This is a genomic window from Legionella jamestowniensis, from assembly GCF_001467745.1.
Classification (GTDB): Bacteria; Pseudomonadota; Gammaproteobacteria; order Legionellales; family Legionellaceae; genus Tatlockia; species Tatlockia jamestowniensis.
Map to the genome: position 1 here is coordinate 867,354 of NZ_LNYG01000013.1, position 12,467 is coordinate 879,820.

The following is a 12,467-nucleotide window of genomic DNA, read 5'->3' on the forward strand; positions in this document are numbered from 1 at the left end:
CTCAGCAGTTAAGGACTTTACCTCTTCAACATAGGCATTAACCGTACTTTGTAATTCTTTAACTTCTAACTCAAATTTTTCGGCAAGCTCATGTTTTTCAGCCAACGCTTCAAACAACATGTTAAAATCAGCGGTTTGTCGAATGGCTTCGTTAAACACAGCAGAAATTTCCAGTTGACTTGGCTTATTGAGTTCTATTGATGTTTTTGAAACCTCTTTGTATAAACCCTCATAAAATGCGCGGGCACCTTCAGTTTCTTGTGCCGCCTCTTTTAAAACTTTAAAAAGAATTTGTTTAAACGGTATGGATAAAGCACTGTTTTGTAAAAGTACTTTAAGCTTGGAAGAGTTTTTAGGCTCTTTTGCTTGCTCAATTAGCCACTCTTTATTAATTAAAAGAGCAACAATACGCGCTTTCTGCTGTTCTGGCGTGGCTGTCGAAAAATCAGTGCAAATTGCATCGAGTAACGTTTCCACTATAGCAAAATGCTGATCACGATTGGTTTGTTTAGATAGAAAATTTTTAAGGGGGTTAGCGGGATGAGGATTACTCAACAGCCGAACCAATATATCTGCACTATTTTCAGTATTTTCTTTAATAAAATGAATGAAGCGATCCAGGTATTCAAATTGATCCAATTCAAGCATGTAATTGAGAATATTTTTTCCCTGCGAATCGAGTTGAGAAAAAACTTGTTGCCACTCGTTGAACTGTACTTCTTGTCCCAGTTCGAGTAATTGGAAAACACCTGCAAAATTCGTTTTCGCTGCAGCAATCAGTAAAGGATTCCCTGGTGCGGATAATAAAAAGTCTTTGGCAAGTTCAGGTTGCTGTTTTAGGGCGGTCCAATCAATGGCAGTTAAGTTCGCCTCATTACTTAAGAACAAATGATAGGGTGATAAATTGTCTGGCGGGAAAGCAATCGCCATTATTTGTTCTGTAGTTAGAGGACTTCCTAACTCCAAGCGATTATCAAGAATGGCTTGAAATAAGGTTTTATTTCCAAGTACTGCGCAAAAATGCAGAGCTTTTGCGATTACTTCATCGTAACGATTGTCTTTAGGCAATAAACTTAAAAGGGTTTCTAGTTGTTTTTTATTATTATTGCGGATGGCAATGTGAAAACAGTGAGTCGACCATTTCAGATGAAGAGCGCTATGAATTTGATCTTTACCTGGTCCATATTCAGCTAGTGCTAAATCGAGTATATTATCTACTTCTGCACGCTTTAGGGCTTCTACTAAGCTGTTAAATATCTCGGTTAACCCTTGTTCAGCAGCATAGTGTAACAATCCGTCTTCCCGAACCAGACTAACAAAGTCATCGCGCATTTTTGTCGCTTTATCAAACTTATCTTGCAACGCTTTCTGATTTTCTTGGTTAACCTTTTGAGATTTGCGTAACCGTTCAAGCTCAATTGCATGGCGTTCACGCGTTTCCTGTAATAAAACTTCAGCCTCAGAAACAGCATGCTCACCTTCTTGTTTCGCCGTTTCTACAGCCTGCGTTAAACGTTCTTCCTCTTCTACAAATTCCTTGCGGGTTTGTTTTATTTTTTCATCAAGTTCTAAAGACTGAATATCTATCAACTCTTTATGTTTTTCTTGCGAAACTTTTTGAGACTCGCGTAACCGTTCAAGCTCCATTGCATGGCGTTTACGCGTTTCCTGTAATAAAACTTCAGCCTCAGAAACAGCATGCTCACCTTCTTGTTTCGCCGTTTCTACAACCTGCGTTAAACGCTCTTCCTCTTCCACAAATTCCTTGCGGGTTTGTTTTATTTTTTCATCAAGTTCTAAAGACTCAAGATTTATTTTTTCCAATTGACTTGTAATCGCTGATAATGTCTCTTCCGCACTTTTTTTATCAGCTATTTTATTCACTAAACTAGTGAAAATGTCTGTCTGTCCCTGAGCAATCATTTCTTTAAATAAATGACGCGCTGGAGCTTCGCTACTTAGAAATTTGTCATTTAATTCAGCCTCATCAGTAAAAGCCTCCTGCAAAATATTAATGACCTTGTCTATTTGTTCTTGTGATTCTGGATAAGTGGTTAATACCTGTAAGCGACTGGGACCACCTTCTTGCGCAGGTTGTAATAATTCATTGGCTAAGTTTCTAGACGGTTTTCCTGAGGGAATTTCATTCAGAACCGTTTGCAGCGTTTCTTTCTTCTGAAGCGCTTCTTGGTAACCCTTGTCATTTAATTTTTCATAATTTTTTAAACAACGTTGGGCAGCATTTAATTCTTTTTGCAGCTCTTGCTTGCTCAGTCCCTGACCTAATGCAATTGAACGATGGACTTTTTGTAAAATTTCTTCGATTTCATCAACGATTTGTTGTTCAGGACTGTCCTTCATGTTTTCAGCCGCTAGAGGAGTTAATACTCGTTTTAACTCTTGAAGGCGTCGGTAAAGATGTAGTGGCTCCCCTTCTCGTTGATTGGAAGGAATAAACATAACCGCATTTGGATCATGATAAGCAGTACCATCTTTTAATGAATCGCTATCGAGTTCACTGCCACAAGCAAAAAATTCATTAAATTTTTTGACATCAACAATTTTTAATCCAAGCGGAATGTGGTCATCCGGTTCCAAAATACCGGTAACAATGTAATCATTCACCACTCGCCCTTTTACCAGGGCAAAATAAGCTTGCCGATTACAAATACCAAAAGTCATGGCAGTTAATGCCCAATCATCAAGGGCAGGGTCATTGGTTTTAAGAACGGTATTAAAGGCGGGATTAGGAGGGGTTCCAGCTGCTAATGCCCGATTTTTTCTATCACTCCCCAAGACTTTTTGGGGACTAAGATAGGGGAGTGTTCCACTGCGGGCACCATGCAAAATTTGCAAAGTGGGATTAATTCCGTAGACGATGCCAATACCTTCTTTTTTCCTTACGAAACGACCATCTTTATCAACACAGACGCCCTCTTTGCATTCAGATGAAAGATCGCTACCAAACAATTCAGCAAAAATGTCCTTTAAATTTTCCTGCTGACCTTCATATTTTCGCTCAAAACCACCAGTCGCCCAATCAATATAGCGGACTTCAAAACTACCATCACTATTTCGTTTATAAAGAAAATTTTCTGGTTTAATATCATTGTGCGCGAAACCAAACTCTGGACTTTGTTCACTGGCTCCCAAGGTTGCAAATTTTTGTGCTTCACCGACTAAAGCCTGTGATAACGCTAACATATCCGTAAGCTCTTGCAGATTATTTGTTTTACGTTGGATAGGATCGTGATAGGCAAGCTTATCTTTGGAATAATAATTTAAAGCCTCATTTGCCTTGTCTGCAAAAGTTTGCCCTTTAGCTCGTCCCGTTAATAGATGATATTGCTGAGGCTGACTGTCCTTAGCAAATAAAACGCCTTTCGATCGTTGCTTATCTGTCTCCAGCCAATATTGTGTTTCCCCTATCATCGTATTTTTATTAGCAATCGCTGCTGCTGAAAAATTTTTCAGGATATCACTTTCTACACGATAGAAAGGATCATCACGAGCAGTAATTGGTCGTGTTCTTAAATCATTACGACTTTCATCAGAAAAAGTGGGTTCAGTGCTGGGAACATATCCTTTTTTGATAACCTGGTTTAAACCAGATAATAAATTTTCAACTTCTTTGACAGAACCATATTGTCCCACACCTAGTAAACGGGAATGAGTAAAAAGACGAGATTTGAGTTTGCTCTCACCCGCATAAGCTTTATCCAACCCAGCAAAAGGTGCAATGACCCCTCGGCTACCACCAAAGGAAAAAATAAATTCGCTTTCACCAGGTGGTTTAATAAGTGAATACGGCAGTTGCTCAACATTTAAGTGAATCTTTACCGAATGCTCCCGCCCCTCTTTATCAATTACAATAATTTTTTGTTCTGGTTTTAAGGCATAAGGGATTTTAAACCGCACTTCATTCATTTTAAGGTTAAGCGATTCTATTTCTATGGAGATCTGTTTAATCGCTTCAAAATAAGCAGCCTCCTCTTCTGGTTTCAAGGCGGGTTGAGCATTTTGAGTTCGCTCAAGCAGTTTGATAGTTTCTTTCGCCATGCCAAAAATATTATCATGCAAGCGCTTATAATCTTTTTCAGACAAAGCGAGTGTAGGGGCCATGTCTTTGTATTCATCAAAGAAAAGTTTAGTAAGCTTAAGCTCTTTATCCGTAGTAGATAATTCTGACTGTAATATCTCATTTAAAGTCTTTAGTTTTTCTTCTCTCTCCTTGGTAAAGAGTGTTTTTGCTTTCTGCAAAATGGGGCGCACATAATCGGGTACCTCTGCTTCTCTGAGAGAAGCCAAATTTCGATAGGCCATTTCAACGGCAGATTCTAAATTTTTAATTTTTACAGCTTCTATGTATTGGTTGGCTGCTATTTTTTCGAGAGCCTCTGAGATCTCTAGCCCATTGGTCACTTCATTAATAGGCGCTATCGATTGCAGCTCCAATAATTTTCGTAATAAAATTTCTTCATTATTACTTAAAGGCAAGTCACTAATTTGCTTAATTTTTTCTTTATCAAAAGTATCTTGCAGGCTCTTTAATTGTTTTTTATAAGAATCTCTTAATTGCTTTTTATAAGCATTTCGCTGATCTACATCTTTTACTTTATTAAATTGCTTATCGAAGTCTTCCTCAAAGTATTGCTCTAAAGACTGGTCTATTTCTGCCAAGGTTCTGCCTTTCAACGTTAAGTCTTGTATCGCAGGGATCTCATGCTTAAATCGTTGTAATTTTTTTAACTCATTAACCAAAGGTTCTGAATTGCTCCCCAATCCCTTCGCTTCTAAAATAGATTGAGTGAGTTCATTATTCTTTAAGGACGAATAATAAAAATTAACATGTATCAAACCATCTTTTATCTGGAGGGTGGGAACAAAAAATTTTTTAAATTCCTCACTCACAACCCGTTCCATTTTTACTAAGTCATTTCCTTTTACCCTTGTTTTGTCACCTATTGCAAAGGAAGTCGTTGAGCTTCTAATTTCTTTCACTTTATTAAGAACAGCCACCAACTTTCTTTCTGCAAAAGAGAAGTCGACAGGCAATGAATGCGGCTTCCTGAATGATTGTTTTAGTGAATTTTGCTGCACCAATGCTGAAAACTCATCATCAGAAACACCACTTTTGGTAAACAACTCAATATCACGAATGTTTCTACCCCAAAATAAATCGCGTGCCAGGTTACTTTGTACTCTTTCTACATACTCTCTTCTGTCTGACTGGCCAAAACGCAACTTATGAAACACTGCTTTTTTAATTTTAAATGCTTCAATTTTAGCGTCATCCTTCCAGCTATCATTAGGTGAAATACCCAATTTACGTTCAACATTAAAGAGTAATTCAATAAGAGTTCTTCCTTGCGAATCTCTATGCTCGCTTAAGGTATCAATCACATTAGATTTTTCAACATTGGGTAATTTAGCGTTTAATAAAAGAAGAAATTCTTTATATTGTGCATAAGGAGGTAACGATTCTTTCACTGTTGCTCGTTCACAGTCACTACGGATGATTTCGAAAATACCCATAGAAATGAGCTTCTTTGCCAAGTCACGCAACAGAGGAGTACTCGATTCATCTTCATAAATGTCAAACGCCTGGTTTATCATCTCGCGAATATCTTCGAGCGATAACGTTTGCAACTGTACTTCTTGCTCTTTTTGTTCAAGTTTAAAAAGAATTTCTGTATATAGACGAGTTTGTAATCGCTTAATTGCCACAGGTGCATCGGACAAAGTGTCCGCTAAATGCCTGATGTTACGGAAATTACCTGCAAAATTTTGAATAAACGAGTCATCAATTTTAAATTCTGCATCTAAATCAAAGGGAGGATTTTTAGCCTCCTCTTGCAACATACTAAGTTGAAACTCAATTCGTGCCACAGCAGCTGCCTGTTTCTCTTTATAAGCTTGTAGTTGCTCATTCCCTAGCACATTCCTATAGGTTTGAAGTTGCTCATTTTCTAAATCATGCTCATCCACTTTTATAGGCAAGCGGGCCAATCTATCTTTAATTGCTTGAAGTTCTTGTTGTAACTCCTTGTAGGCAAACGATAAAAGCGCTTGTTTGAGGAGTTGAGCGGAAGAGTCAGAAAAGTTAATAGCGCTGATTCCAGCGATAAATTTCTTACAATAAGCCATGAATGAATTTCTTTTATTTCTGCAGATAAAATAATCATAGCGCTTAAATATTAAGATACAATTAAGATAAGAGAATTTTTCAATTAAACTAGCTAATTAACGTCATTAATTATCATATATTAATCAAATAGTTTTATTAACAAACCGTCATTACGTAACCTGTTTGTTATAGTGCGCCAAAGCAGCAGCGATAACTGCTGCTTTATGATGAGGTAAGGATTTATTTGAATAGCGTAACCATTCGGGATGTGCTTCTATTAAACCGGTGGTGAGCATGCCTTCTTGGAATTCTTTGGATTTTAACATCTCTAAATAAAAGGGAATGGTTGTTTTCACCCCAAATACCCTCATTTCTTCCAGAGCCCGTCGGGCGCGGCGTAATACAGAAGACCAGTCAAGGCTCCAAACAGTCAGTTTGGCACACAGAGAGTCATAATCTGGCGGAATGGTGTAGCCTGTATAAATTGCACTGTCGGTACGAACCCCTGGCCCGCCCGGGGCATAGTAACGTGTAATACGCCCAAAACTGGGCAGAAAATCATTTTGTGGATCTTCCGCATTGATTCTAAACTCAATCGCATAGCCTCGCCGGGTAATTTTATCCTGTGTCAGTGTTAATTTTTCCCCAGCAGCAATACGAATTTGCTCTTGCACCAGATCAATCCCTGTAATTTGCTCAGTGACGGGATGTTCAACTTGCAAGCGGGTATTCATTTCCAGAAAATACGCTTGATTTTGCTCATCCAAAATAAATTCCACTGTTCCCGCATTGGTATAACCCACAGCGGCTGCAGACTTGACGGCATAATCGTACAAAAGGTTTCGAGTGTTATCATTTAACTGAACAGAGGGGGCAATTTCGACAAGTTTTTGATGGCGCCGCTGTATGGAACAATCTCGTTCGAATAAATGTAAAACGGTACCGTGATTATCCGCGAGAATCTGCACTTCGATATGACGTGGGTTTGCAATAAATTTTTCCATAAAAACATGAGCATTACCAAAGGCCTTGCTCGCTTCGGATTGTACGCGCACGTATTGGTGCCTGATTTGTTCCGCGTCATGGCAGAGACGAATACCACGCCCTCCTCCTCCGAATGTCGCTTTAAGCATGACCGGATAACCCAATTTTTCCGCACAAGCGACTGCCTCGTCAATGGACTCCAAGTTCCCATCACTACCTGGTATAACGGGAATGTCCGCGTGTTGCATTGCTTTTCTGGCAGCAATTTTAGACCCCATAGTGGCGATAACATCTGCGGAAGGACCAATAAATACGATACCTGCTTTTTCGCAGGCAGCAGCAAAATCGGGATTTTCTGATAAAAATCCATACCCAGGATGAATAGCTTCGCAGCCAGCGGCCTTCGCACATTCAATGATGCGATGACCATTGAGATAAGCTTCCAGGGGTTTCTTACTCAGACAGTGCGAATGAGAACCACGTTTAACATGCAAGGCGTATCGGTCAGCAACGCTATGGATCGTCACAGCCTCAATACCCATTTCTTTACAAGCTCGCACAATACGAAGTGCAATTTCCCCACGGTTACTTACGAGAATTTTTTTAAACATCCATGCCTCTAGTTACAGGTTATGAGTTTGATATTGCAAGTAATTTGAACAGCATTAACTGCTTTTACCATTCTAGCAGGAAATCAAAATTTTTAAGACGCAGTATTTAAGAAAACCTAAATTGACCATTAAGTCAACCGTCAGGATTGTGGCTATAATTAATCTACATAAGAATTATATAGTCTAGCCGCTTGAATCCAATGGTCGGAGGCTGGTTAATTAATGAGATTAATAAACAGTTATAAAACCGCCTTATTTCAGGGAAGGAAAAGTGCAAAAACTTTGCCCTCCACTAAAATTTTAGCTGATCAAGTTCATTTACTTTACGAGCAAAATCCTTTTGGCATTTCTGCTCAATGTGGGGCCGCAATTTTTTTGACGATTGCTATTTGGCCTGTGGTAAATCATCAACTACTCCTCGGATGGGGCATCTACATGCTATCCATTAGTTTAATCTGGTTTAGCATAGCAATGTCTTATAAACTCAAAAAAAAGCACTATAATCCTAAAATCTGGTTAAGGTGGTTTTCAATTTTTACTTTTCTTTCTGGCTGTGGTTGGGGCTTTGCAAGCTCTATTTTAATGCCAACAGAAAATCTCATTTATCAAAGCTTTGTAGTAATACTTATTTTTGGCCTCACAGCAGGCTCCATGTCCTTCTTTGCACCCGTTGTTTCAACTTACGCGCTTTATCTTTTTCCAGCCTTTATCCCTTTTACTGTATGGCTATTTTGGCAAGGCGATATTTATATTCTCCTTGGGTTTTGTGGACTAATTTACATGCCCGCCGTCCTTATTAGTTGTTATTATTCCAATAAAATTTTGACCAGTTTTCTTTCTTTACATTATAAAAACATTGATCTTGATACCCTCAATCAACTACTTGAGCGTCGTGTTGCCAAACGCACGCGTGAATTGGAGAAATCACTGGCCATTACCAAATCGACCCTGGAATCGACAACAGATGGTTTACTCGTCATTGATTTGAAAGGGCGAATTGAATATTACAATCAAAACTTTATAGAGATGTGGAAAATACCAGAAAACTTTGCCCCCAAAACCGATCTTGCCCTAGTTATTGACGAAATACTTAGTCAACTTAAACTTCCGCAAGATTTTCTGGCAAAAATTGATGAGTTACGTGCCAATCCCGAACTGGAAACTGATTATGAAATCCTGTTAAACACGGGAAATATCTATGAGTGGCATTCGAAACCTCATCAACTACGGCATATTACGGTAGGCTATGTATGGAGCTTTCGCGATGTCACCATGCGTAAGCAAATGGAAAAACAATTGGCTTATCAAGCCACGCATGATCTTTTAACTGGCTTACCTAACCGTACCTTACTTTACGATAGGATACATCAAGCCATTGCCTATGCTAAGCGCTATGGTAATCAAGTCGCTCTATTTTTTCTTGATATTGATAATTTTAAATTAATCAATGACAATCTAGGGCATAACCATGGCGACATTTTATTGCAAAAAATTGCAAGAAGACTTACTTTATTTCTACGCAAAAGTGATACTATTTCCCGGTTCGGTGGGGATGAGTTTGTCATTTTATTCATTCTTAATGAGAATGATGATGTCACACAGCTTTCACAAAAAATTCTTAATAAACTAACTAAACCTATACAGCTTCTTAATCATGAAATTGTGATTACTGCAAGCATAGGGGCAAGCCTCTTTCCTGATCATGGAAAAGACCCGGCAACGCTGCTAAAGCATGCTGATATGGCCATGTATTTAGCAAAAAAAGAAAAAAATAATTTTAAAATTTTTGATCAAAGGCTGCACGAGAGCACACAAAAAAGTCTTGAAATGCAAATGGATCTACGAAGTGGGTTACTTGCTAATGAATTTTTTTTGGAATATCAACCTACCATTGATTTATTAACCGGTGAAATTATTGGCGTAGAAGCCTTAGTCCGTTGGAATCATCCAACGAAAGGCATTATCCAACCGCTGGATTTTATCCCAATGGCCGAATCATCAAAATTGATTATTCCTTTGGGGGAGTGGATTTTTACCAATGCTTGTTTACAAAATAAAGCCTGGCAAAAGCAAGGACTTAAACCATTACGTTTAGCTGTTAACGTCTCTGGAGTACAGCTTGTTAGGGACAATTTTGTCGAATTTATAAAAGAAACGTTAGAACAGTGTCAGCTTGATCCTACGTACATTGAAATAGAATTAACAGAAAGTGTGATTATGGATAATAAAAAGCAAAACTTACACAAACTCAAACAACTTAAGGCACTTGGCATTAGTTTAACGGTTGATGATTTCGGTACCGGCTACTCCAGCTTAAATTACTTAAGGGCATTTCCCGTAAGCAAACTTAAAATTGATCAATCCTTTACACAGGAATGCCTTAATAATCATAATGATGCCTCAATCATAGAAGCTATCATTGCGATGGGACACAGTCTTAAACTACGGGTGCTTGCGGAAGGAATTGAAACCCTTGAGCAGCTTAAATTTTTAAAAAGCCGCAACTGTGATGAAGGTCAAGGCTTTTTTTACGGGCACCCCATGCCCCCAGAGGCGTTCGCAAAATTACTGGCAAAGCATCAAAGATTTTGCTTTGAATAAAGTAATCCTACCATTTGGTAACTCGTACCATAGTCTCCTGCACCAGAGTGAGTCGTTTTTCAATTTCGCCTACTTCGGCGTTCAAATTTAATCGAGTACCTAAATCATTCGTTTGTTCCAAGCGATTAATTAAAGCCTGCCGTTGCTGCAATAGAAGTTCCTTTTCTTTTCCCAACTCTTCTACATAGTGTTGGCGTGTGGTAATCATACTCAAATAATTGCTTTGTCGTGGAGCGGGATTTACTTCCAAACGACATAATGCTATTAGAACATTGATTTTTTGCTGGATTTTTTGAGCTAGATAAAAACCGCTTTGTTCATTTTGATGGTTAGCCAATCTTTTAAGATCTGTTTTTATATCATTAATAAAAGCAGTTGCGCTGGCTGTTTCTGGTAGTCGGAATAGTCCTTTGGGTAAGATTTTGGTTGAAATAGTGTGTCCGAAAGAGCTCATTTGCCATTCTAATTCGGGCAAACGAGCCTCTAGTTCGTCAAGTGATAGACTAACAGTCATCTATCGCTACGCAGCCGCAATATCGATTTCTGCTGCAACCCTGGCACGATTTTGAAGCCAGGTGCTGATAAAAGGTGGTAAACACATGAATATCAATCCTGCAATCAAAGTAAGCTCATAACGACTTACCGACCCTACATTTATACCTTCCGGAGGCATGAAACTTACCACTAGGGTGGTTAAACAACCCACTATACCAACGCCTCCTACCAAGCTCATGCCAATTATCCCTCCGGGAATACGAAAAGCGCGAGGATGAGAAGGAGCACTAACACGCAATTTAAAAGCAGCAAAAAACATAAGTAAATACATGAGCATGTAAAGCTGTGCTGCCAGGGCAGTTAATAACCAGTAAGAACCATTAACAGAAGGCATAAAAAGAAATAAAGCAGAAAGAATAGTTACAATTACTGCCTGTGAAATTAACATAACAATCGGAGCCCCATTACGATTAGCTCTTTGAAACAATGCGGGCAAATTTCCATCTTCTGCGGCGACTAATAACCCTTTGGTTGGAGCAATAATCCAGTTACTGACACCTCCTAACCCTCCCATAACCAGCATGACTGCGACAATAGGCATAAACCAACTTAGATGGTACCTGGCAAAAAACGCATCAAATGCTTGCATAATCCCTGCAACAAGATTGATGTCATGTTGAGGCAAAACCACTGCAATGGCTAATGAACCTAAAATCAGGGTGCTAAGGATAATAAGCACAGAATAGATTAACGCGCGGGGGAAAGCTTGTTGAGGATTTTGTACATCATTGGCATGTACCGTCGCAATTTCAATACCACAAAAGGACATCATAATAGCAGTTAAAGAAACCCACATTGATTTATCCTGCCAATGTGGGCTAATGCTATGTGAATCGAATTGAACTTGTAAAGGGTTACCGCCCACTATCCACAAGGCACCTAAACCAATAATCAGTGCCATTGGTAAGAGAAGGCCTGACAGCGCACAAATGTTACTGAATAAAGCGGATGAACGCATACCCCTTAAATTTAGCAGTGTCGCCCCCCAAAATGAGCTAACTATCACTAACCATAGAAAATATGGATTATCCGCCATACCCGGATTAATCAAATAACCAATTGTTCCAGCAACAAAAGATAAAATGGTTGGATACCAAATCACATTTTCAATCCATTGTAACCATATTGCCAAAAATCCTGTTTTCTTGCCGAAAGCTTCTTTTACCCAGATATAGATTCCGCCTTGTTTAGCCCATCCAGAAGCCAATTCTGCGGAAACCAAAGCAGTAGGAATTAAAAAAAACAAAGCACCCAAAATAAAAAAAGAAATCAGCTGACTTCCAAATAAGGCAGTTGCTGGCAAATTGCGAATACTATCGACTGAGCCAACGGTAATCATAGTCAAACTGAAAATAGTTAACGCGTGTTTTCTACTGCTCATTGCATTCCTTCTCTGCTGTTCCAAACTACTTGCAAAAGGTCATTGTAACGTGGACAAGCTTAAGATAACCTTAATAATCGTGTAAAAACTAAACAAAAATAGCCTTACTCTACGCTACCCTGGTGAATTTGTAAATTAGGGAATAGTTTTAAGGCGATATTCATTGACGCGACACATAAAATATCGCGGTTTCATTTAGCAAATCAAG

At 38.8% G+C, this 12,467-nt stretch carries 5 protein-coding genes; 1 reads left to right on the forward strand and 4 read right to left on the reverse strand.

What is annotated here, in order from left to right; translation table 11 throughout:
- Positions 1 to 6,147: hypothetical protein (locus Ljam_RS08215; protein WP_193786986.1), on the reverse strand; the 6,147-nt coding region annotated here is incomplete at its 3' end.
- A gap of 150 nt (positions 6,148 to 6,297) precedes the next feature.
- Positions 6,298 to 7,722, reverse strand: coding sequence for an acetyl-CoA carboxylase biotin carboxylase subunit (locus Ljam_RS08220; RefSeq protein WP_058449565.1), 1,425 nt, complete (start codon positions 7,720 to 7,722; stop codon positions 6,298 to 6,300).
- 222 nt (positions 7,723 to 7,944) lie between these two features.
- Between Ljam_RS08220 and Ljam_RS08225 the strand changes: the two genes are divergently transcribed.
- Positions 7,945 to 10,323 (forward strand): putative bifunctional diguanylate cyclase/phosphodiesterase, encoded by a 2,379-nt coding sequence (locus Ljam_RS08225; protein WP_058449566.1) that lies wholly within the window; start codon positions 7,945 to 7,947, stop codon positions 10,321 to 10,323.
- A gap of 7 nt (positions 10,324 to 10,330) precedes the next feature.
- Here the strand turns inward: Ljam_RS08225 and Ljam_RS08230 are convergent, their stop codons facing one another.
- Entirely contained in the window at positions 10,331 to 10,837 is a 507-nt protein-coding gene (locus Ljam_RS08230; protein WP_058449567.1) for a hypothetical protein, read from the reverse strand.
- 6 nt (positions 10,838 to 10,843) lie between these two features.
- Positions 10,844 to 12,259, reverse strand: a complete 1,416-nt coding sequence (locus Ljam_RS08235; protein WP_058449568.1) for an APC family permease — start codon at positions 12,257 to 12,259, stop codon at positions 10,844 to 10,846.
- Between the last annotated feature and the right edge of the window lie 208 nt (positions 12,260 to 12,467).